The sequence below is a fragment of the Bacillus sp. PK6-026 genome (genome assembly GCF_054161455.1).
In genome coordinates this window covers 1,791,278-1,812,943 of record NZ_CP096418.1, presented here as the reverse complement: position 1 = coordinate 1,812,943, position 21,666 = coordinate 1,791,278, and the positions used below count along the sequence as shown (strand labels likewise).

General features: G+C 47.1%; 22 protein-coding genes and 1 pseudogene. All 23 read right to left on the bottom strand.

The genetic code is table 11. From position 1 onward, the window contains the following. Positions 1 to 41 precede the first annotated feature (41 nt). The 23 genes and pseudogenes from M1D59_RS09220 to M1D59_RS09110 all read right to left on the bottom strand — a co-directional run bounded on the left by M1D59_RS09220 (position 42) and on the right by M1D59_RS09110 (position 21,648). A complete protein-coding gene (locus M1D59_RS09220) occupies positions 42 to 257 on the bottom strand; it encodes a YlzJ-like family protein (RefSeq protein ID WP_003181904.1) in 216 nt (71 codons plus the stop codon). Then, positions 254 to 1,000 carry a ClpP family protease gene (locus tag M1D59_RS09215; protein ID WP_020451445.1) on the bottom strand — a complete coding sequence of 249 codons (747 nt, stop codon included), beginning with the start codon at positions 998 to 1,000 and terminating at the stop codon, positions 254 to 256. Before M1D59_RS09215 ends, M1D59_RS09220 begins: the two co-directional genes overlap by 4 nt. Positions 1,001 to 1,102: 102 nt before the next feature. Then, positions 1,103 to 2,767 carry a ribonuclease J2 gene (gene rnjB, locus M1D59_RS09210; RefSeq protein WP_020451444.1) on the bottom strand — a complete coding sequence of 555 codons (1,665 nt, stop codon included), beginning with the start codon at positions 2,765 to 2,767 and terminating at the stop codon, positions 1,103 to 1,105. Between the two features lie 147 nt (positions 2,768 to 2,914). Beyond that, positions 2,915 to 3,784, bottom strand: a complete 870-nt coding sequence (dapA, locus tag M1D59_RS09205) for a 4-hydroxy-tetrahydrodipicolinate synthase (RefSeq protein WP_020451443.1) — start codon at positions 3,782 to 3,784, stop codon at positions 2,915 to 2,917. A gap of 30 nt (positions 3,785 to 3,814) precedes the next feature. Then, positions 3,815 to 5,029 carry an aspartate kinase gene (dapG, locus tag M1D59_RS09200; RefSeq protein ID WP_020451442.1) on the bottom strand — a complete coding sequence of 405 codons (1,215 nt, stop codon included), beginning with the start codon at positions 5,027 to 5,029 and terminating at the stop codon, positions 3,815 to 3,817. A 90-nt stretch (positions 5,030 to 5,119) separates the two neighbouring features. Beyond that, positions 5,120 to 6,160, bottom strand: coding sequence for an aspartate-semialdehyde dehydrogenase (gene asd / locus M1D59_RS09195; protein WP_025811420.1), 1,041 nt, complete (start codon positions 6,158 to 6,160; stop codon positions 5,120 to 5,122). Between the two features lie 126 nt (positions 6,161 to 6,286). Then, positions 6,287 to 6,880 carry a dipicolinate synthase subunit B gene (gene dpaB / locus M1D59_RS09190; protein WP_025811418.1) on the bottom strand — a complete coding sequence of 198 codons (594 nt, stop codon included), beginning with the start codon at positions 6,878 to 6,880 and terminating at the stop codon, positions 6,287 to 6,289. After that, positions 6,877 to 7,776: a dipicolinic acid synthetase subunit A gene (dpaA, locus tag M1D59_RS09185; protein WP_020451439.1), complete on the bottom strand. Its 900-nt coding sequence runs from the start codon at positions 7,774 to 7,776 to the stop codon at positions 6,877 to 6,879. The genes dpaB and dpaA overlap by 4 nt, the downstream gene beginning before the upstream one ends. A gap of 143 nt (positions 7,777 to 7,919) precedes the next feature. After that, a complete protein-coding gene (locus tag M1D59_RS09180) occupies positions 7,920 to 8,180 on the bottom strand; it encodes a YlmC/YmxH family sporulation protein (RefSeq protein WP_003181887.1) in 261 nt (86 codons plus the stop codon). Positions 8,181 to 8,264: 84 nt separating this feature from the next. Further along, positions 8,265 to 9,494 (bottom strand): M16 family metallopeptidase, encoded by a 1,230-nt coding sequence (locus tag M1D59_RS09175; RefSeq protein ID WP_458117947.1) that lies wholly within the window; start codon positions 9,492 to 9,494, stop codon positions 8,265 to 8,267. Positions 9,495 to 9,530: 36 nt separating this feature from the next. Next, on the bottom strand, positions 9,531 to 10,493 hold the full coding sequence (locus tag M1D59_RS09170; RefSeq protein WP_197407276.1) for a polysaccharide deacetylase family protein: 963 nt from the start codon (positions 10,491 to 10,493) through the stop codon (positions 9,531 to 9,533). 146 nt (positions 10,494 to 10,639) lie between these two features. Further along, positions 10,640 to 12,757, bottom strand: a complete 2,118-nt coding sequence (gene pnp / locus M1D59_RS09165) for a polyribonucleotide nucleotidyltransferase (RefSeq protein WP_020451436.1) — start codon at positions 12,755 to 12,757, stop codon at positions 10,640 to 10,642. 200 nt (positions 12,758 to 12,957) lie between these two features. Next, positions 12,958 to 13,227 carry a 30S ribosomal protein S15 gene (gene rpsO, locus M1D59_RS09160; RefSeq protein ID WP_003181879.1) on the bottom strand — a complete coding sequence of 90 codons (270 nt, stop codon included), beginning with the start codon at positions 13,225 to 13,227 and terminating at the stop codon, positions 12,958 to 12,960. A gap of 184 nt (positions 13,228 to 13,411) precedes the next feature. Further along, on the bottom strand, positions 13,412 to 14,371 hold the full coding sequence (ribF, locus tag M1D59_RS09155; RefSeq protein ID WP_020451435.1) for a bifunctional riboflavin kinase/FAD synthetase: 960 nt from the start codon (positions 14,369 to 14,371) through the stop codon (positions 13,412 to 13,414). A 15-nt stretch (positions 14,372 to 14,386) separates the two neighbouring features. Continuing rightward, positions 14,387 to 15,316, bottom strand: coding sequence for a tRNA pseudouridine(55) synthase TruB (truB, locus tag M1D59_RS09150; protein WP_025811410.1), 930 nt, complete (start codon positions 15,314 to 15,316; stop codon positions 14,387 to 14,389). 71 nt (positions 15,317 to 15,387) lie between these two features. Then, positions 15,388 to 15,741: a 30S ribosome-binding factor RbfA gene (gene rbfA / locus M1D59_RS09145; protein ID WP_003181873.1), complete on the bottom strand. Its 354-nt coding sequence runs from the start codon at positions 15,739 to 15,741 to the stop codon at positions 15,388 to 15,390. A gap of 18 nt (positions 15,742 to 15,759) precedes the next feature. Next, a complete protein-coding gene (locus M1D59_RS09140; protein ID WP_020451433.1) occupies positions 15,760 to 16,038 on the bottom strand; it encodes a DUF503 domain-containing protein in 279 nt (92 codons plus the stop codon). Then, on the bottom strand, positions 16,035 to 18,191 hold the full coding sequence (gene infB, locus M1D59_RS09135; protein ID WP_020451432.1) for a translation initiation factor IF-2: 2,157 nt from the start codon (positions 18,189 to 18,191) through the stop codon (positions 16,035 to 16,037). The genes M1D59_RS09140 and infB overlap by 4 nt, the downstream gene beginning before the upstream one ends. Before the next feature lie 19 nt (positions 18,192 to 18,210). Further along, complete coding sequence (locus tag M1D59_RS09130) at positions 18,211 to 18,513, bottom strand: YlxQ family RNA-binding protein (protein ID WP_020451431.1); 303 nt, start codon at positions 18,511 to 18,513, stop codon at positions 18,211 to 18,213. 4 nt (positions 18,514 to 18,517) lie between these two features. Further along, positions 18,518 to 18,790, bottom strand: coding sequence for an RNase P modulator RnpM (gene rnpM, locus M1D59_RS09125; RefSeq protein ID WP_020451430.1), 273 nt, complete (start codon positions 18,788 to 18,790; stop codon positions 18,518 to 18,520). A 13-nt stretch (positions 18,791 to 18,803) separates the two neighbouring features. Then, positions 18,804 to 19,922 (bottom strand): transcription termination factor NusA, encoded by a 1,119-nt coding sequence (nusA, locus tag M1D59_RS09120; protein WP_020451429.1) that lies wholly within the window; start codon positions 19,920 to 19,922, stop codon positions 18,804 to 18,806. Positions 19,923 to 19,953: 31 nt separating this feature from the next. Beyond that, on the bottom strand, positions 19,954 to 20,427 hold the full coding sequence (gene rimP / locus M1D59_RS09115) for a ribosome maturation factor RimP (RefSeq protein ID WP_023857195.1): 474 nt from the start codon (positions 20,425 to 20,427) through the stop codon (positions 19,954 to 19,956). 193 nt (positions 20,428 to 20,620) lie between these two features. After that, positions 20,621 to 21,648: pseudogene (locus tag M1D59_RS09110) on the bottom strand (glycoside hydrolase 5 family protein). Positions 21,649 to 21,666 lie beyond the last annotated feature (18 nt).

Genomic DNA, 21,666 nt, shown 5'->3' with positions numbered 1-21,666 from the left:
GATTCCCCTATTATAGCATATTTATCCTTGCGACACTTCAGCTATTTATAAAATGTCAGTTTAAGCGTCTGCCCAGGTGCTGTTTCTTGTTTTAAAAAATCCATCGGGTTCGTGCTGAGAACTTGGACGACTCTTGCTTCCTCTCCGTTCATTTCGACTAAAAGGGGCACGCCGTTGACATCGATCTGTTTTAAGTTCGAGTTTTCCGCCTGCCCTGCGAACACGATTTCCTGCGGCATTGTCGTATACAGAATCATTGGATCATCCCTTCCTGGGCGCCTTTGTTTTGTTCGATTAATTCATTCAGCTTTTGAATCGCCTGTCCGACTCCGCCGGTTTCATCGATTAATCCGTATTTCACGGCATCGTTTCCTACGACATTCGTCCCGATATCGCGGGTCAAATTGCCTTTTGAAAACATCAGTTCTTTAAATTTGTCTTCCGATATGTTCGAATGACTTGTCACGAAATTGATGACCCTTTCCTGCATTTTATCGAGATACTCAAATGTCTGCGGCACACCGATGACAAGCCCTGTCAGTCTGACCGGATGGATCGTCATCGTCGCTGTTTCAGCGATATAGCTGTGGTCGCAGGACACCGCAATTGGAACTCCGATTGAATGTCCGCCGCCCAGCACGATAGAGACCGTCGGCTTTGACAGAGACGCCAGCATTTCCGCAATCGCAAGACCCGCTTCAACGTCTCCTCCGACCGTGTTTAAGATGATGAGCAGCCCTTCGATTTTAGGATTCTGCTCTACTGCAACGATCTGGGGAATCACGTGTTCATATTTTGTTGTTTTATTTTGGGGAGGAAGCTGTACGTGACCTTCAATTTGCCCGATAATGGTCAGACAGTGAATGTTGGTATCCTGACCCATTTGCGGGAGTGTCGTTTCGCCGAGCTGCTGGATTTTGTTGACGAGACTGTCTTTTGCGTCCGGCTTAGCCGGCTGCTCCCCCTGGCTGTCCCCGTTTTGTATCCGGTTTGAGTCCATCTGGCTCACCTCTTTCTCGAGTTTCTTTTGTATTATGGACAATGGCGTTTTTTTCATTCAACGCAAAAGGCATGAAAAAAAACCAAGAGAAATCTCTTGGTTTTATACTTCCATGATGATTGGAATGATCATTGGTTTTCGTTTCGTTTTTTCGTATAGGAACTGGTTTAGTGCGTCACGCATCGCCTGTTTTAAGGCGGACCATTCGACGACGGCGTTTTCTGTGCTTTCGTTGACGAGTTCCCTGACAAGTTCCGTCGCTTCAACGATCAGCTGTTCAGATTCTCTGACATAGACAAAACCTCTCGTGATAATTTCGGGTCCTGATACAAGATGTTTTTTCTTTTTATCAAGGGTAATCACAACGATTAAGATTCCGTCCTGGGACAGAAGACGGCGGTCTCTGAGCACGATATTGCCGATGTCGCCGACACCGAGTCCATCGATCAAAATATTGCCTGAATGCACTTTATCGCCGATTTTCACGTTTTGTCCGCGGAATTCCACGACGTCTCCTTTTTCAATCAGGAAAATGTCGCTCCGTTTCATACCGATTTCTTCGGCAAGCTTGGAATGCGCTTTTTGCATTCTGTATTCACCGTTTACGGGGATTAAATACTTCGGCTTCAGCAGGTTGAGCATCAGCTTCAGTTCTTCCTGACAGCCATGGCCTGATACATGGACGCGTTTTTGGGCGAAAACGACCTGCGCGCCCGCTCTTGTTAAGAGGTCGACCGCTTTGGAGTAGACAAGCTCCTGACCCGGAATAGGGGAGGATGCGATCAGGACGGTATCCCCTTTCTCAATGTCGAGCTGCTTATGCCCTTGTTTTGCGATCCTGGTCAATGCGGCGAGCGGCTCTCCATGGTTGTCCCCTGTCAAAATCGCGACTTCTCTTTTCGGATACTTTTTAACTTCCTGGACAGGGATGAACAGATCTTCATCTGCCGTGACATACCCGAGCTTCATCGCCAGCTGGAGTATCGTCGAAATATTTTTTCCTGAAACCGCAAGCTTCCTGCCGTTTTGGAGCGCAGCATCAATGACCTGCTGAATCCGGTTAAAGTTAGACGCGAACACGGCAATAATGACGCGGTTTTCGGCATTGTACATTACATCGGATATCTCTCCGCCGACGACTGCTTCTGAAGGCGTATAGCCCGGTTTCTCAGCATTGGCACTGTCGGAAAGCAGGCACAGCACACCGCTGTTGCCGATTTTGGCAATTTCGCCGATGTCGCTTGTCTGGTTTAAAACAGGTGTCTGGTCAAATTTAAAATCGCCAGTGCACACGATGGACCCGAGGGATGTTTTAAAGCTGACACCGACGGAATCCGGAATGCTGTGATTTGTTTTAAAGAATGACACCTTTGTCGATTCAAATGTAATAACAGATTTTGAATGAATTTCTCTTAAATCGGGCTTTTTGTTTACACCGTACTGCTTCAGCGTTTCCTTTAAAAGGGCGAGCGTCAGCTTCGTTCCGTAAACAGGCACAGAAAGTTTGTTCAGGCAGTAAAATACGCCGCCGATGTTTTCCTCATGCCCGTGTGTGAGAAAAATCGCCTTTACGCGGTCAGATCGTTCAATTAAATATGAAATGTCAGGAATGACCACATCGATACCCAGCATTTCATTTTCTGGATGCATGAGACCGGCGTCAACCACGAATATGTCAGAATCGATTTCAATGACATAAAGGTTTTTTCCGATCTCTCCGACGCCTCCTAAGGCGATAATTCTAATATTTTCTGTATTTTTTTTCAAATTGTAATCCTCCTAATCTAAGTACCCGTCCACCATCACTTGTCCCTATTATACCTGAATCTAAATTTAGAAAACAAGAACCATTATGTATATGACAAACGGTCATCCCCTCCAAAAGAGAATGACCGTTTTCGTCCGTATTGTTTTTTACAGGCCGTTCATCAGGCTGCTTAAACGGAGTCGTTCATCTTCATTTAGCGGAATCAAAGGGAGCCGGACGGACCCGACATCAAGACCCTTCAGCTGAAGAGCCGTCTTTAATGGAGACGGATTCGGTGCGGCAAAAAGCCCTTTCATCAGCGGAAGCAGCTTTTGGTGGATCAAAGCAGCCTGAGCCGTGTTCCCCTCTGTATAATGTTTGATCATTTCCTGCATTTCCGGTCCGATGATATGTGATGCAACGGAAACGATTCCTCTCGCTCCTACGGACAAGGCCGGCAGTGTCAGGCTGTCATCTCCTGAATAAACGGCAAAGTCCTCAGGGGTTTCAGCTACGATTTTTGTAATCGCATCTAAGTCGCCGCTCGCTTCTTTAATCGCAATGATATTCGGGATCTCCGCAAGGCGGATCGTCGTTTCCGGTGCGAGCGAAGCAGCCGTTCTTCCCGGTACATTATAAAGCATGACAGGCAGTGACGTTTCCTCCGCAATCGCTCTGAAATGGCGGTACATGCCTTCCTGAGAAGGCTTGTTGTAGTACGGAGTGACGAGCATGACGGCGTCAGCGCCGGCTTCTTCAGCTTTTTTCGTCAGCTTGATCGACGCTTTCGTGTTGTTGCTTCCCGTGCCGGCGATGATCGGGACGCGGCCTGCCGCTTCCTTGACGGAATATTGAATGAGCGCTACCTTTTCTTCTTCGGAAAGCGTCGGCGATTCTCCGGTTGTTCCGGCAACCACCAGGGAATCCGTCCCATTGTTTATTAAATAATCGATCAGCTTTGACAGTTTTTGAAAATCGATATTTTCATTTTTGTCAAAGGGCGTAACCATTGCGGTTGCGATATTTCCGAAATTCATTTTTTTCACCTCATCATGATTCAATCATATTTATTTTGACAGTTCAAACACTTCATGCAACGCATTCACGGCCGTCGCCATATTTTTCTCGTGCACGAGCACCCATATCGTCGTATGGCTGTCAGCAGACTGCAAGATCGGAATGCCTTTTTCTGATAAAGCGGTAACGATTTTTGAGGTAACGCCCGGAACGCCCATAATTCCCGCGCCAACTGCTGACACTTTCGCGCAATTTCTTGTCACGGCCGGTTCATAGCCCAATTCTTTCAGGATGCCAGAGGCGCGGTCGGTCATGTTTCCAGCCACCGTGTAGACAATTTCACTTGGTGTAATATTGAAGAAATCGACGCTGATGCCGGCATTCGCCATCGCTTTAAACACTTCAGTCTGTACGTTATATTGTCCTTCTTTTGCCGGGACTTTAAACTGTGTCACGTCTTTCACATGGGCGATGCCAGTGATAAGCCGCTCAAAAACGTCGCTTCCGGCTTTTGAGTTGTGATGGCTTGTGACGAGCGTGCCCGTCTCGTTTGAATAGGTTGAACGCACGCGGATCGGCACTTTCGCCTGCATTGCGATTTCAACGGCTCTCGGGTGGATCACCTTGGCCCCCTGATAGGCTAAATTACAGATTTCCGTATAGGTAATCACAGGCAGTGGCTTCGCTTTCTCAACGATGCGCGGATCAGCGGTCATGACGCCTTCGACATCTGTATAAATATCGATAAATTCCGCGTCCAGCGCCGCACCGAGCGCAGCGGCCGATGTATCGCTTCCGCCGCGGCCGATCGTTGTAATGTCCCCTTTTGCAGTCGCGCCTTGGAAGCCTGCGACGACAACCGCATCATGGTCGGCCAGCATGCTGACAAGCCGCTCCGGCTTCATTTCGAGAATCTTTGCATTCGTATGGTTGTTGTCCGTTAAAAAGCCCGCTTGCGCACCGGTTAAAGCAGCTGCTTTAATCCCGTTTTCCAAAAGCATGCTGGCGAACACAACAGAGGAAATCGTTTCTCCGCATGATAAAAGCATATCCTGCTCGCGCTCGGTAATCGTATCCTGTCCGCCGTAAAGCAGATCAAGCAATGAATCAGTCGCATACGGATCGCCTTTCCGGCCCATGGCCGATACGACGACAACCGCTTTGTATCCTTCATTGACCGCTTCCTGAATATGGCTTAAGGCAAGCTTTCTGCCGCGGTCATCTTTTACAGACGTTCCGCCGAATTTTTGAACGATGATTTTCACTTTATTTCACTCCAAGTTGATTTCGGACGTAACAGAAGAGAGCAGGCTTTCATTTTTGCCTCACTCTCTTCTCACATCCCGTTAGAAATCTTAAACTAAATTTAAAGCTTTTAGGCTTTCTGCGATTTGTACGGAATTCCATGCTGCGCCTTTCAGCAGGTTGTCGGAAACGATCCACAGATGGAAACCGTTCGGGCGGTCAAGGTCTTTTCTCACCCGGCCGACAAACACGTCTCTTTTTCCTACTGCATCTGCAGGCATCGGATAGACCTGTTCAGCCGGATCATCCTGCAGAACGACGCCTGGAGCTTCTTTTAACAGATTTTTAATATCTTCTGCTGTCACATCATCACGGTCTGTTTCGATGTAGACGGATTCTGAATGCCCTGTTGCAACCGGCAGTCTGACACATGTGGCTGAAACTTGAAGCTCAGGCATGTGCATGATTTTTTTCGTTTCATTTATCATTTTCATTTCCTCAAACGTAAAGCCGTTTTCCTGAAATTTATCGATTTGAGGAATAGCGTTAAATGCGATTTGGTAGTGTTTTTCATCACTCTTCACCGGCATGATCTCAGGCTCGAACGGTTTGTCGTTCAAAATGGCTTCGGTTTGCCCGTAGAGCTCTTTTACCGCTTCGTTTCCGGCTCCCGACACCGCCTGATAAGTCGACACGATGATTTTGTTTAAACCGAAAGCCTTGCGGATCGGTTCGAGCGCAACAACCATCTGGATTGTTGAACAGTTCGGATTTGCAATAATGCCGTTGTGCTTGTGCAAATCTGCCTCATTGACCTCAGGTACGACGAGCGGAGTGTTTTGGTCCATTCGGAACGCGCTCGTATTATCAATAACGATCGCCCCGCGTTTGACAGCCTCGTGAGCAAGCGCCTGCGAAACGCTTCCCCCAGCGCTGAAAAGCGCGATGTTGACGCCTTCAAAGCTCTCTGGACGAGCTTCTTCTACAGTGTACTCTTCGCCTTTGAAAGTCTGCTTCGTACCTGCTGAACGTTTTGAGGATAATAAAGTCAGTTTATCCAGTTCAAAATTCCTGTCTTCTAGTGTTTTTAACATTTGCTGTCCTACAGCGCCTGTCGCACCAACTACTGCTACATGTAATCCTCTGCCCAATTGTAAAACTCCTTCCACCTTAATCGTCGTAAACGATTGGTTGACTATGCATTTTACATTTTATTTTAACATAGATGTGTGCCGTGGTGATTGATATTTTTTGTTACAACTTTATTTTCAAAAGATTTATTGATCACTGTGGACCAGGATAGGCTGCATTTGTTTATGGGAGAGCGCTTCTTCGACCGCCGGCACTAAAAGATCCATTTTGGCGACGAGCGAATTCGGCTTTTTATAAGGATCATCCTGGCCGAACGGAATAAAGTAAACGTTTTTTGCCGCCATCAGCCTCATCAAGTTGACGCCGTTCAAGCCGAGCGCATCATTCGTTGAAATACCGAGGACGACGGGACGGGAGTTTCTCATCGTCGCCTTGGCCGCCATGAGAACCGGACTGTCCGTCTGGGCGTTTGCGAGCTTGCTCATCGAATTTCCCGTCAGTGGCGCAACAACCATGCAGTCCAGCGGAGTTTTCGGTCCGAGAGGCTCCGCTTTCGGAATGGAATCAATGACTTTAAATCCAGTTAGTTCCTCTATTCTCCTGACCCATTCTTCTCCTTCTCCAAAGCGTGTGTCCGTCGACTTGACAGTATGTGTGACGACCGGTCTCACTTCAGCTCCATTGTTGATCAGCGCTTCGATTTGCGGAAATACAGCATCATACGTGCAATGTGAACCCGTCAGACCAAATCCGATTCTTTTTCCTTTGATCGACATTATGACAGCCCCTTTCGGTCGGTTGTTAATTCAGACAAAAGGTTGCACAAAACATTGGCAATAATCTGTCCCGCCGTTTTAGGCGCGACGATCCCGGGGAGTCCCGGAGCAAGCAGCGCTTTAATGCCTTGCTTTTCAGCAAAATCAAAATCGGTGCCTCCGGGACGGGTTGCTAAATCGAGAATTAATGTTCTGGGTGTCATTCGTGAGAGGACGTGTTTATCGAGAATCAGGCTTGGAATGGTATTGATGCAAATGTCGATATTTTCAACATGCTCTGCAAGTTCGTTTGTGTGGAAAGGAGTGAGGCCCATCTCCAAGATTCTGGCGAGGTGGGCGGAGTCGCGCGCTCCGACTTTTACGCGTGCTCCGAGCGCCGAGAACGACCGGCTGATGCTCATTCCCGTCCGCCCGAGCCCGAGAACCATCACATTCGAGCCGTGAATCGTAAAGTCTGTATGCTGTATGGCCATCATAATGGCACCTTCGACTGTAGGTATCGAGTTGTAAATCGCAATATCGTCTCTTTCAAAGAGCTTGACAAGACGGCGGTTTGCCCCTTTGGCCATGCCGTCTAAATACTGGTTTGAAATCCCTGAATAAATCGCACAGTGAGGCGGAGTTTTTTCTAAATGTTCCTGTTTTAACACCACTTTTTCATTGGAAAAAACAGTCGCAACCGTTCCTTCCATCGATGTGCCTGATACAGGCAGAATAATGCTGTCTATTGTGCCAAAGTCGAGTTCGTTCAGCTTTAGTTTTGTAGCTCCGGTAAACCCGTGATCAAGCTGGTCAAAACCGATTAAAAAGACCTTTGCATCCTGTTCCGTCAGCTTGCGGATGATCTCGAGCTGCCTTGCATCGCCGCCGATGATTGCAATCGTTAATCCGGTTAACATGGCTCTAACATTCACCTTCTTTTTTGACAAGGATCTAATTCATAAGCTAATTTCATCATATGACAAAAAGGAAATAGCGGTGAATTGAAATCCAGAAAAACAAAAAGCCCGCCCCAAGGGACGGGCGGGTGTTCTAGGCTTGCTTATTCTTCTTTTGTCACGCTGCTTTCCGGCACATCCAAAATGATCATATCCGATCCGATTTTTTGAATTTGCGACCAGGGCACCTTGATGTCATTCCCCTGTTTTCTGCCAAGTCCGAACCATTTTACAGAAGGGATAATAAGAGCGGTAATCTGTCCGTCCTGCTCATTGATCTCAAGATCCGTCTGCCCCAGTACGCCAAGCCGTTCAGCCCGCTTAACATCGACGATTTCTTTTCCCGAAAGCTCACTCAGCCTCATGAAAAAACCCCCTTTTGTTATGATGTATGAACCGATAACAAAAAACATGCCTGCCTAAAAAGACAAGCATGTTTTAACGAGGTATTATTTCGGCAGCTCACCCGACGGGCTGATCAATGCAGACGAGTAATCATCGGTGAAAATCCGGTTGGCAAGATTGTTCACACGCTCAAGGCTGACGGCATTCAACTTTTCGATGATTTCATCAAGCGTCCGGTGTTTGCCGAGCAAAAGCTCATTTTTGCCGTTGCGGCTCATTTTGCTGTTTGTGCTTTCGAGACTGAGCATCAGGCTGCCTTTCATTTGCTCTTTGCTGTTTTCAAGCTCTTTCGGTGTAATTCCGTCGCTTTTCAGCACATGCAGTGTTTCATGAATCGTTTCTGACAGAAGCTGAAGCTGATTTGCGCCGGTTCCGGCGTAGATCGTCATCATGCCGCTGTCTTCATAGGAAGTGTGGTAGCTGAACACGGAATATGCAAGACCTTTATCTTCCCGGACATCCTGAAAGAGGCGGCTGCTCATGCTCCCTCCCAAAATATTATTGAGAACGATCAAATCGTAGATTTCCGGGTGACCTGCTTCCAGCCCGTTAAAGCCGAGACAGAGGTGAGCCTGTTCGGTTTCTTTTTTGCGCGTCATTTTCTCATGATGAAAATCCGGTTTTGTCATGCCGGTTCTTTTGCCTTTGGCTTCATATGAGCCAAAGTGCTTTTCAGCTTCTTTTATAAAAGCTTCCGGCACATTTCCGGCTATCGAAATGACGACGCGGTCAGGCGTGTAATATTCGTCCATATATTTTCTGAGCGAATCTCCGTCAAATTCAGCAAGCGTCTCCTCTGTGCCGAGGATCGGATAACCGAGGGAATGGCTGCCGAATGACGCTTTGCTCAAGAGATCGTGGACGATGTCGTCAGGCGTGTCCTCATACATTTTAATCTCTTCATAGACGACGTTTTTTTCTTTTTTCAATTCTTCCTCGTCAAATGATGAATGAAAGAACATGTCAGAAAGCACTTCCAGAGCATAGCTTGCATGCTCATCGAGAACTTTGGCGTAATAGCACGTATATTCCTTTGAGGTAAACGCGTTGACCTGTCCGCCGATTCTGTCGAAAGACTCTGCGATGTCCCTTGCAGTGCGCGTTTTAGTCCCTTTGAAAAACATGTGCTCAAGAAAGTGCGAAATACCGTTAATTTCAGGTGTTTCATGTCTTGATCCGGTTCCAATCCAAACTCCGATGGCCACAGACCGGACAGTGGGATTGTTTTCGAATACGATTCTTACCCCATTTTGACAAGTATACCGTTTAATCAAATTTGTTCCTCCTATTCAAAGAACGGGCCGCACATCCTATTCTTCAACAAGCCTTTTTTCATTCATCAGCTGTGAAACAGTTCCGATTTGATAGCCTTTTTCATGAAGGTTCTGTATCAAAACGGAAAGACTTTTTGCAGTTGGATCTGTCGGATGCATTAATATCATGGCGCCGTTATGTACTTTGCTTAATACCCGTTGCTGTAAGACGGCCGGCTGCGGTTTCTGCCAATCGATCGTATCAACTGTCCACATGATCGTTCCCATCCCCATCTTGTGAGCCTGATCCACAACCTCTTTGCGGAAGCTGCCGCTCGGCGGGGCGAACCATTTCGGCTTGACGCCGAGCGTTTCCTCTATTTGTTCATTTGTCATCCGCAGCTGTTCTGAAATACGTTCTCTCGTCAGTTTGCTCATATCCGGATGATTGTATGAATGGTTTCCGATTTCATGTCCGCCGTTTTGGATGGCTTTTGCGAGCTCGGGGTGATGTTTCACCCATCTGCCCTCCAAAAAAAAGGTGGCTTTGACACGATGCTTTTCTAAAACGGGAAGCATCTCCTGCAAATATTCATTACCCCAAGCGACATTGATAATAAACGATACCATCGGTTTATCCGGGTGTCCGCGGTAGATCGGCTCAGGCTTTAAGGATTCTAAATGAACATCAGGTTTCACTTGATCATAAACGAGCAGCTTCTCATCAAATGCTCCGATCCGTTTCATTTTTTTGTACGATTTTTCGATGTTTACTTTTAAGCCGTTGTAGCCGGGAATCGCTTTCCATATTTGATCAATTTTCGCATTCTGGGCCTTTACTTCATATTCAGGCGCTTTTTGCAAAAGCTCCTGGTACAATTCGTCCTTCTGAGCGGCAACCGTGACCGCATCTTTTTTCATCGCATCTATGTAATGTTGTGAATACGGACGGTTCATCATCTGATAGGACATCAGCAAAAGAAAGAAAAAAACGGAAACACGAACAATCGTTCTTTTCAATTGTATTCCTCCCTTCCCCACAAAATATGTGAGAAAAGGACAAGATAGAACCGGACCGTTTTCACGGCTTAAAACAAAGAAGCCGGGTTACCCAGGCTTCCTTTTGCTTTGAAGACGAAGACAGAAGCAAGATAAAACACCGTTTTTTACGATTTTTGTTCTTCTTTTTCCTTCTGTTCACGCAGTACAGCTTTTCTTGATAAGTTGACGCGTCCTTGTTTATCGATTTCGGTAACCTTAACAAGGAGCTCGTCGCCGATTTTGACGACATCTTCGACTTTTCCTACCCGTTCGAGCGCAAGCTCTGAAATATGGACCAAACCGTCTTTTCCGCTGAACAGTTCAACGAAAGCTCCGAATTTTTCAATCCGCTTTACTTTACCTAAGTAAAGCTGTCCGACCTCAACTTCTCTGACAAGGTCTTCGATGATTTTCTTCGCTTTTTGGTTCATGCTTTCATCGGTGGAAGAGATGAAGATTGTGCCGTCTTGTTCAATATCGATTTTAACACCTGTATCTTCAATGATCTTATTGATTTGTTTTCCGCTTGGTCCGATGACGTCGCGGATTTTATCCGGATTGATCGACATCGTCAAGATTTTCGGCGCATAAGGAGAAAGCTCTTTTCTTGATTCAGCCAATGTGCTCAGCATGCTTTCAAGAATTTCCATTCTGCCTTTTTTCGCCTGCTGAAGAGCCTCTTCCAAAATCTCTCTTGATAGGCCTTCAATTTTAATATCCATTTGCAGAGCTGTGACGCCTTTGGAAGTTCCCGCTACTTTAAAGTCCATATCTCCGAGATGGTCTTCCATACCTTGAATATCGGTTAGGACCGTGTAGTTGTCACCTGATTTAACAAGACCCATTGCGATTCCGGCCACCGGAGCTTTAATCGGCACCCCTGCATCCATCATAGCAAGCGTGCTTGCACAAATGCTCGCCTGGGAAGTTGAACCGTTTGATTCAAGCACTTCAGAGACGAGGCGGATGGTGTACGGGAAGTCTTTTTCAGACGGAACAATCGGCTCAAGCGCACGTTCCCCGAGGGCTCCGTGCCCGATTTCGCGGCGTCCCGGTCCGCGCATCGGCCCTGTTTCCCCGACGCTGAACTGCGGGAAGTTGTAATGGTGCATAAAGCGTTTTGATTCCTCGACACCGAGACCGTCCAAAATTTGTACATCGCCAAGCGCACCGAGCGTACAAATGCTGAGCGCCTGCGTCTGCCCCCGTGTGAAAAGGCCTGAACCGTGTGTTCTCGGAAGGAGTCCGACTTCTGAAGAAAGCGGGCGGATCTCATCGACTGCCCGGCCGTCAGGACGAACTTTTTCCTCCGTGATCAGACGGCGCACTTCATTTTTAACAAGTTGCGACAAAATGTCTTTCACTTGTTTCAGCGTGTCTTCATCGTGTTCCTCTTCTTCAAACTTGGCCAAAACCTCGTTTTTCACTTCGCTGATCGCGTCCTCGCGCGCGTGCTTTTCATGAACCTGGATCGCTTTTAAGAGGTTTGATTCGGCCATTCCCCGCACTTTTTCTTTCAGATCGGAATCGATCTCATACAGGGTGATTTCTGATTTTTCTTTCCCGACAGCGGCGACGATTTCCTCCTGGAACGCAATAAGCCGCTTGATCTCCTCGTGACCGAACATGATCGCTTCAAGCATGATTTCTTCCGGAACTTCGTCTGCTCCTGCTTCAACCATGTTGATCGCATCTTTCGTTCCCGCTACGACGAGGTGAATGTCGCTTTTTTCAAGCTGTTCAAGTGTCGGATTAATAATAAATTCGTTGTCAACCCGGCCTACCGTCACTCCGGCAATCGGCCCTTCAAACGGGATGTCCGATACGGACAGCGCAAGAGACGATCCGAACATTGCCGCCATTTCCGACGAACAATCCTGGTCAACACTCATGACGATGCTGACGACTTGAACTTCATTCCGGAAGCCGTCTGCGAACAGCGGACGAATCGGCCGGTCGATTAACCGGCTGGCGAGAATCGCTTTTTCGCTCGGTCTGCCCTCTCTTTTAATAAACCCGCCCGGAATCTTTCCGACGGCGTAAAGTCTTTCTTCATAATTCACGGTTAACGGGAAGAAATCTACGGTTTTAGGTTCTTTTGAAGCCGTTGCGGTGCTGAGCACAGCGGTGTCTCCATAACGCACCATGACAGCTCCGTTTGCTTGTTTTGCAAGCTGGCCGGTTTCTACCGTCAGCTTGCGGCCGGCCCAATCTATGGAAAAGACATGTTTCTCTTGTCCCATTCTTATATGAACTCCTCTCTTCGGATAGTTTTTACGTTACTCCTATTATGAACGAAATGAATTGAACATATCAATGGCAAAGTGCTATGTAAAGAATGAATCGTGTCATTTAAAATCATTTATATGAACAACGCGTTTTAGAGTTGCCGGATATTCGTTCTTATACGATAAAAAAGCGGGAATCCTCCCGCTTTTTACGATTATCGACGTAATCCTAGTTTGTTGATCAACTCACGGTAACGAGTTACGTCTTTGTTACGAAGATACGTAAGAAGATTACGACGTTTACCTACCATTTTAAGAAGACCGCGACGTGAGTGATGGTCTTTCTTGTGAGTGCGTAAATGCTCGTTCAAGTTGTTGATTTGATCTGTTAGGATAGCGATCTGAACTTCCGGTGATCCCGTGTCAGATTCGTGGGTTTTGAACTCATTGATGAGTTGTGTTTTACGCTCTTGAGTAATTGCCATCCTGTTTCACCTCCATATAATATTAGCCCCGATTACCTAGCAAACGCCGGTGATTCGATTTGCCAAGTGAACGGTTTTAAAGCTACAGACAATATGATACTAGAAATGCGGGCCTAATGCAACCATTTATGATGAAGTTTAGCTATTATCACCATTGTTGACGCGTATTGCCGTTTCCATACATCTAGATTTCGGCCGGCTTCCGCTCTCTGAAGAAGCGGATCGCTTCTTCTTTGTCTCTAGAAATCTGTTCGACAAGCTCGTCAACGCTGCCGAATTTTTTTTCGCTCCTCAGCCGCTTATACCATTCGACCTTAATTTCGGACCCGTATATGTCACGGTCAAAATCGAATAAGTTGACTTCGATTGATGGCTGCCCCGGCCGTTTTTCGTAAAACGTCGGCTTGTATCCGACATTGCAGACGCCGTTGTAGACAGCGCCGCCGATTTCGGCTTTAACGGCATACACACCTGTCGGCGGGACGATGTATGTGTCTTTAAGGCCGATATTGGCGGTCGGAAATCCGATCGTTCGGCCCCTTTTATCGCCGTGGATCACAAAGCCTTTCACATGGTACGGCCTGCCGAGCAGTTCAGCGGCGTACTCGACGTCTCCGGCTCCCAGGACGGTGCGGATTCTCGTGGAGCTCACCTTTTGGTCCTGATTGGAGTATTTTGCGACAGACGTGCTTTTGACACGGCCTTTCGCATACTCCTGGAAGTTTTCCATTGTGCCTTTGCCGAATTTCCCGAAGGTAAAGTCAAATCCGGCTACAACATGAGTAACGTGAAAGCCGAGTATATATTGATCGATAAATTCTTCAGGCGATAGAGAAGCGAATTCAGGGGTAAATGTGACAACGTATAAAAAATCGACCCCTAAATCTTCAATGATGCTGATTTTGTCCTGCAATGGCGTGATTAAATCTTTTGGCTCCCGGCCTTTTTTGAGCACGGCAGAAGGGTGGGGATGAAAGGTCATCACCGCCGTTTTGACCCCTTCTCTTGCCGCGGTGTTTTTTGCTGTAAGAATCACTTGCTGATGTCCCAGGTGAACACCGTCAAAATAGCCTAATGCCATAACTGATGTCGGAAAATCCTCACGCTTCAAGTCGTGTGGGTGGGAAATATGTATCGTCTTCAAGAACGGTCACCTTTTCTATTGTTCGCTTTTTTGCACGAGTACTTTTGCCGGCTTCAACAGGCCGGTTTTGGTCGGATGCGGATAATAGACGGCTGTGCACCGGCCTGCTTCCGTAAAGACCGCAATGCGGTCTTCGCTCGTCAAATGAGAAAAGCTGCCGGGCGTTTCAAGCACCGCTCCATTTTCCACTTTCTTAGCTAATGTATCACTAATTATCCATTTCGGCAAATGATCAAGCGCACGTTCGATGGGGACGAGCTTTTCAGACAATGTTCCGCCAGCAATCAAGCCTTCAACGTCTTCAAAGGTCAAGCATTCATCAAGGGTAAAAGGGCCTGATGCGGTCCTGACCAGGTTGGACATATGCGCGGGATATCCGAGCTTCTCCCCGATTGTTACCGCCAAGGTCCTGACATATGTACCTTTTGAACATGTCACAACAAACCGGAAACGGGCTTTATCCTGCTCATGGCGAATCTCGGATGTCAGTTCGATATGATGGATGGTGATGGCTCGCTTCGGCCGTTCAACCTCGATACCGGCCCGCGCGTATTCATACAGCTTTTTGCCGCCTACCTTGACAGCGGAATACATCGGCGGGACTTGCTCAATCGTTCCTTCAAGAGATCTCAGGACGCTCTGCACGGCCTGTTCATCAGGCGGCGCTAAGACGGGTTTCTTTTCCGTGACTTGCCCCGTCTGGTCTTCTGTCTCCGTGGAACAGCCAAGCGTGACCTCTGCATCATATGTTTTGGACTTTTCCGTCAAATACTCGACGACTTTGGTTGCTCTCCCGACGCAGATCGGGAGAACGCCCGACACCTCGGGATCCAATGTGCCGGTATGGCCGACCTTTTTTGTTTTCAACAGTTTGCGGATCTTCATGACGCAGTCGTGCGAAGTCATGCCCACCGGTTTATGTAACAGAAGGACTCCGTTATACATTCGTGTTTCTTCGCCCCTTTCTCATTTGGAGCTAAAAAGGACAGGCAGTCGCCCGCCTATCCTTTTTCAGCTTATGATTCTTCTTTGTTTGCGTTCAGCTCGTGAATCAATGTTTCGATACGGTTTCCGTAATCGATCGATTCATCGAACTCAAAATGGATTTCAGGTGTTTTGCGAAGCCTGATTCGGTTTCCAAGTTCGGAACGAATAAAGCCCTTTGCTTTTGCCAGGCCCTTGAGCGTTTCTTCCCGTTTCTTTTCATCGCCTAAAACGGAAATATACACTTTGGCAATTTGCAAATCACCTGAGACCCTGACATCAGTGACTGTTAAAAATCCGATCCGCGGATCTTTCAGCTTTCTGCCGATAATGTCACCAAGTTCTTTTTTCATCTGCTCACCCACACGGGTAGCTCTCATCGTCATGACCATACCACCTCTACGTTAAAACCACTCTGTTCTCGTGATCGTCCGTTCAATTTCCGGAAAAGAGTCGATAAAGCTTAAAACCCGTTGCAGCTCTTTTTCCGTTTGCACGCGAGAGGAAGAAACGGCGGCGATACCAAAGCTTGTGCGCTGCCAAGTGTCCTGGTAGTCAATTTCTGAAACAGAAACGTTGAACTTTGCGCGGATTCTTGTGATCACCCGCTTCAGCACCGCCCGTTTTTCCTTGAGTGATGATGCATCGTAAATGATGCATTCGCATTCAACGAAACCGATCACTTTCTTTCAATTTCTTGCATGACATACGCTTCGATCATATCGCCTTCGCGAATGTCGTTGTATTTCTTAATGGTGATACCACATTCATATCCTTGTGAAACTTCTTTCACATCATCTTTAAAGCGTTTCAGCACATCGACTTCCCCTTCATAGATGACGACGCCGTCGCGGATTAAGCGGATTCCGCTGTCACGTGTGATCGTACCTTCCGTTACATAGCCTCCGGCAATCGTTCCGATTTTAGAGACTTTGAATGTTTGACGGACTTCAACCATGCCGATCACTTTTTCTTCATACTCAGGATCAAGCATGCCTTTCATGGCTGCTTCGATCTCATCGATGACTTTATAAATGATGCGGTGAAGGCGGATATCCACATTTTCGGCTTCGGCGGTACTCTTAGCATTTCCGTCAGGTCTGACATTAAACCCGATCACGATTGCATTTGAAGCAGAAGCTAAAATAATGTCTGATTCGGTAATCGCACCTACGCCTGTGTGGATGATTTTGACTCTGACGCCTTCGACTTCTATTTTTTGCAGTGCTGCAACGAGAGCTTCAGCAGAGCCTTGAACATCAGCTTTGACAACGAGATTAATGTCTTTGACATCGCCTTGTTTAATCTGTTCAAACAAGTCATCAAGGCTGAGCTTCGCTTTATCGCTGCGCTGTTCTTCAAGCTGTTTTGTAGCGCGGGCTTCGCCGACTGAACGGGCTGTTTTTTCGTCTTTGAACACAAGGAACTGATCCCCTGCGTTCGGAACTTCGTTCAATCCGGTGATTTCAACAGGTGTTGACGGCCCCGCCGATTTAACGCGTCTGCCGACATCATTGACCATCGCGCGAACGCGTCCAAATGTGTTCCCGACGACAATCGGATCTCCGACGTGAAGCGTTCCGTTTTGAACGAGCAGTGTTGCGACAGAACCTTTTCCTTTATCAAGCTCGGCTTCGATGACCGTTCCTTTTGCTCTGCGGTTCGGATTCGCTTTGAGCTCCTCGACCTCGCTGACGAGCAGGATCATTTCGATCAGCTCATCGATTCCCTCTCCTGACAGTGCTGAAAGAGGAACGAAAATCGTCTCGCCTCCCCATGCTTCAGGAACAAGACCGTGCTCTGTCAGCTCCTGCATCACCCGGTCAGGGTTTGCCGTCGGTTTGTCGATTTTGTTGACAGCGACGATGATCGGCACTTCAGCCGCTTTCGCATGGTTGATCGCTTCGACCGTCTGCGGCATGACCCCGTCATCTGCAGCTACGACGAGAATCGTAATATCCGTAACTTCCGCACCGCGTGCGCGCATCGTTGTGAATGCGGCGTGGCCCGGAGTGTCAAGGAAGGTGATCTTTTTGCCGTTTTCCTCGATCTGATAAGCGCCAATATGCTGTGTGATGCCTCCGGCTTCGCCTTCGACGACCTTCGTTTTTCTGATGCTGTCAAGAAGCGTTGTTTTTCCGTGGTCGACGTGGCCCATGATTGTTACGACAGGAGGACGGATTTCAAGGTCTTCTTCTTGATCCGGCTCTTCGTATTTTTCGAGCTCGGTTTCTTCAAGGACGATCACTTCTTCGACGTCGACGCCGTATTCTGAAGCGATCAGCTCAACGGTATCTTTGTCAAGATCTTGGTTGATCGTTGCCATAGTGCCGAGAAGCATTAATTTTTTAATGATTTCTGACGGTTCTTTTCCGAGCTCTTCGGCAAGCTGCCCGACCGACATTGAGTTGGTAAATTCGATTTTTTCAGGCAGTTCTTTTTTCGGCTTGAACTGCTTCTCCTGCGGAGATTGATGATTTTTACCGCGCTTGTTCTTTTTGTTATTGTTGTTGTTGTTTTTCTTCTTGTTTTTATTGTTAAATTGAGTATTCTGCACGTTATTCTTCTTTCCGTCTCGATTTTTGTTTGGCTTACTTCCGGCATTCTGTTTTGCGGCTTCTTGCTGCGGCTTTTGTCCGCCTGTACCGGCATCCTTTTTATTTCCCGCAGGTTTAGCGCTCTTCTTGAATTTTTGATCGAGCTGTTTGATCGCATTTTCTTCGATCATCGCCATATGGTTATTGACTTCGATATTCATATCTTTCAATGCCGCGATAATATCCTTACTTGAAACATTTATGGCTTTTGCATATTCATAAACTCTCATTTTAGCCATTCGTTCACCCCCAAAAAAATTAATCGAGCTTTCGGAGCAACGTATTCGCAAAACCTTGATCAGTGACAGCAACAACCACACGGGATTCTTTGCCGATTGAACGGCCCAAAAGCATACGATCTCCGACTTTTTTCACCGGTACATCGTAGTGCCTGCATTTGTCGGTTACTTTTTTCTCCGTGTTAGCCGATGCGTCGTCTGCAAGCAAAACAAGCTTTGCGCGCGAATGCCTGATTTCTTTCACAACCAGGTCTTCTCCGGACACGACCTTTCGAGCTCGATTCGCCAGACCCAGCAAGGAAAACCATTCTGATTCCGACATTTATCTAATTCTCCTTTTCCGCCAGTTCCAGCAGTTCATCAAAAATCTGATCATCAATCTGTGCTTGAAGCTGATTTGCTAAGCTGTTTTTCTTTTTTGCAGTTAAAATGACGTCTTTATCAAGAGTAAGGTAGGCTCCCCGGCCGTTTTTCTTGCCGGTCGGGTCTACGGAAACTTCCCCTTCTTTCGAACGGACGACGCGGATGAGCTCCTTTTTAGGCTTCATTTCCCCTGTTACGACGCATTTTCTAAGCGGGATCTTCTTTCGGCTTTTCACCAAAGGTCACCTCTTATTCATCCGATTCTGGAGTTTCGCTTTCAAAGAAAAGCTCTTCCGGCTCCTCTTCTTCAAGCTCCCTTGGATAAATTCCAAGCTCTCTTGCATCTGTTTCGCTTTTAATATCGATCTTCCAGCTTGTCAGCTTGGCTGCCAGGCGGGCGTTTTGACCTCTTTTTCCGATGGCGAGCGACAGCTGGTAGTCAGGAACGACAACCGTTGTCGCCTTATCCTCTTCATTGACGATGACGTCGAGCACTTTTGAAGGGCTCAGCGCATTGGCGACGAATTCAACCGGGTCGTTTGACCAATGAACAATATCAATTTTCTCGCCTTTCAATTCATTGACGATCGCCTGAACGCGCTGACCCTTCGGTCCGACGCAGGCGCCGACGGGATCGATGTCGGGATTATCCGTGCGCACGGAAATCTTCGAGCGGTCTCCCGCTTCTCTCGCCACGGATTTGAGCTCGACCGTTCCATCGTAAATTTCCGGGACTTCGATTTCAAAGAGACGTTTTAATAAACCTGGATGAGTTCTTGAAACGTAAATCTGCGGACCCTTCGTCGTTTTTTCGACTTTTGTAATGAACACTTTGATCCGGTCATGGGGCTTGTAGACTTCATTCGGCATCTGTTCTGAAACCGGCAGAAGGGCCTCGATTTTTCCTAAAGAGACATAGATGAACTTATTGTCGATCCGCTGAACGATGCCTGTCATGATATCTTCTTCGCGATCGATGAATTCAGAATAGATGACGCCGCGCTCCGCTTCGCGGACGCGCTGAGTCACGACCTGCTTTGCCGTCTGGGCAGCGATGCGGCCGAAATCCTTCGGCGTCACTTCGATTTCCACGACATCTCCGACAATGTAGTTCGGATTGATGTTTACGGCATCTTCAATCGAGATTTCAAGGCGCGGATCATATACTTCATCCACGACATCTTTGCGGGCGAAAACGCGGATTGAACCGGTGTCGCGATTTAAATCTACCCTGACGTTCTGCGCCTGGTTGAAGTTCCGCTTATAAGCGGAAATGAGCGCAGCTTCAATTGCTTCAATAATAATGTCCTTACTGATTCCCTTTTCTTTTTCAAGAACAGTCAGGGCATCTAACAACTCACTACTCATGTTTATGGTTTCCCCCTTAAACAGTCAAAAATTAATTGAACGAAACAGCCAGCCTTGCTTTGGCTACTTTATCATATGGAATATTGATCGTTTTCCGGCGCGTTTTGATCATCACCGCGACTTCCACGTTTTCACCGTCAAATGCGGAAAGTTCGCCTTCAAACTCTTTATTGCCTTCAATAGGTTCGTACGTTTTAATATATACGTTTTTTCCGAGCGCTTTCATGAAATCGGCTTCTTTCTTTAAAGGCCTCTCAGCTCCAGGTGACGATACTTCAAGAAAATAGTTTTGCTTGATCGGGTCAGCCTCGTCGAGCTTTTCACTAAGAGCTTCGCTAACCTTGGCACATTCCTCGATGTCCACGCCGTCATCTGAATCAATAAACACGCGAAGAAACCAGCTCGGACCTTCCTTGACAAATTCGATGTCAACGAGTTCAAGCTGAAGATTGTCTAGTATAGGCTGGACCATTTCGCTGACGGTATCGATCACTTTGTTACTCATACTTTTCCTCCTTGTGCAGGCTCCCATTCATCAGCTCCCTCGTAAAAACCCTGCTTCAAAAGCAGGGGATTTTAGAAAAAACGATGAACATGTCGAGACAAAATTGCCTGTTCAATACAAAAGAGCGGGTTTCCCCACTCTTCGCCTCGGCTATCGTTAGCATTTCCAATAAAACTATACCATAACCATATTTTTATTGCAAATCATGACAGCGTTTAGTCTGACGCATTTCGGAAGCGGATGATTTCTCATTCATCCGCTTCGCATGTTCTGAAATGACAGAAGCGGCAGAGCTCGGATAAACGATCCGAAAACCGTCATAATCCGGATAAAGGGTCCCGTCATCCTGAATACCGGTCAAAATCCAAAATTGGCTGCCCGCTCCGCCCTGCTTTTCTATGAGTTCAAGCCATGTTCTGTAGACGTCGTCCCTTCTGGACTTATCCTGATAGCCGTACTCTTCTAAAACGACCGGCTTGCCGATTTCTTTTCCATCGCAAATATGGTCTGTGATCCACTGATTTCCCCATTCGGCCGTTTTGCCCCAATGATCCGGATAGAGGTGATATGTGCCGTAATCAATATGCTTAAGAGCAGTCAGCCTTTTCCAATCCACACCTTCTCCGCCGCTGTAATGCCAATCAGGGTGCCCTTCTATATGATAAAATCCTTCATCTCCAACTGCTACAAGATGGTTCTGATCTAGGATACATAATTTTTATACGCCTCTTTAATGTCCGGATGAGTATAAAAGGCGTCATGTCCATCCGCCTGAAACCACCTGACATATTGATTCATTCCGCCGAAATCATCCCAGTTGTTCACAAAAGGGATGACTAGTTTTATCCCTGTCTGTCCCGCTTTATAAATGGCATAGTCAAGCTTTGAAAAGCCTGATTCATCATATATGCCCGGCCTTGGCTGCATGACGGTATTTTCCTGCGGCTGGCCGTCAAGAAATCCCCAGATGCGGATCACTTTCAATTTCATCGCTTTCATATCTTCAAACACATCGTCGACCATTTTTTTAGATTTATAATGGAAATAATAGTTATTCGTCCCGGCAAAATAAAAGTCTTTTCCATTTAAAATGAACGATGTTCCGGATGTCACAACAAAAGGAGACGCAGCTAGTGCCGGCCGGGGATTGCCAAATTGAATGGCGGAAAGCGCAAGCAAAAACGGTATCAGCAGTGTCAAAAAAAACTTTTTCGTCATCATTATTTTTCCCTGCTTTCA

What these genes read in the sequence shown, in the direction of transcription:
- M1D59_RS09220 (WP_003181904.1), bottom strand. Translation starts at nt 257, where the DNA reads ATGATTCTGTATACGACAATGCCGCAGGAAATCGTGTTCGCAGGGCAG.
- M1D59_RS09215 (WP_020451445.1), bottom strand. Translation starts at nt 1,000, where the DNA reads ATGGACTCAAACCGGATACAAAACGGGGACAGCCAGGGGGAGCAGCCG.
- dapA (WP_020451443.1), bottom strand. Translation starts at nt 3,784, where the DNA reads ATGAATTTCGGAAATATCGCAACCGCAATGGTTACGCCCTTTGACAAA.
- dpaA (WP_020451439.1), bottom strand. Translation starts at nt 7,776, where the DNA reads ATGTTAACCGGATTAACGATTGCAATCATCGGCGGCGATGCAAGGCAG.
- M1D59_RS09180 (WP_003181887.1), bottom strand. Translation starts at nt 8,180, where the DNA reads ATGAGGCTGAGTGAGCTTTCGGGAAAAGAAATCGTCGATGTTAAGCGG.
- pnp (WP_020451436.1), bottom strand. Translation starts at nt 12,757, where the DNA reads ATGGGACAAGAGAAACATGTCTTTTCCATAGATTGGGCCGGCCGCAAG.
- rpsO (WP_003181879.1), bottom strand. Translation starts at nt 13,227, where the DNA reads ATGGCAATTACTCAAGAGCGTAAAACACAACTCATCAATGAGTTCAAA.
- truB (WP_025811410.1), bottom strand. Translation starts at nt 15,316, where the DNA reads ATGTATAACGGAGTCCTTCTGTTACATAAACCGGTGGGCATGACTTCG.
- rbfA (WP_003181873.1), bottom strand. Translation starts at nt 15,741, where the DNA reads ATGACGATGAGAGCTACCCGTGTGGGTGAGCAGATGAAAAAAGAACTT.
- infB (WP_020451432.1), bottom strand. Translation starts at nt 18,191, where the DNA reads ATGGCTAAAATGAGAGTTTATGAATATGCAAAAGCCATAAATGTTTCA.
- M1D59_RS09130 (WP_020451431.1), bottom strand. Translation starts at nt 18,513, where the DNA reads ATGTCGGAATCAGAATGGTTTTCCTTGCTGGGTCTGGCGAATCGAGCT.
- nusA (WP_020451429.1), bottom strand. Translation starts at nt 19,922, where the DNA reads ATGAGTAGTGAGTTGTTAGATGCCCTGACTGTTCTTGAAAAAGAAAAG.
- rimP (WP_023857195.1), bottom strand. Translation starts at nt 20,427, where the DNA reads ATGAGTAACAAAGTGATCGATACCGTCAGCGAAATGGTCCAGCCTATA.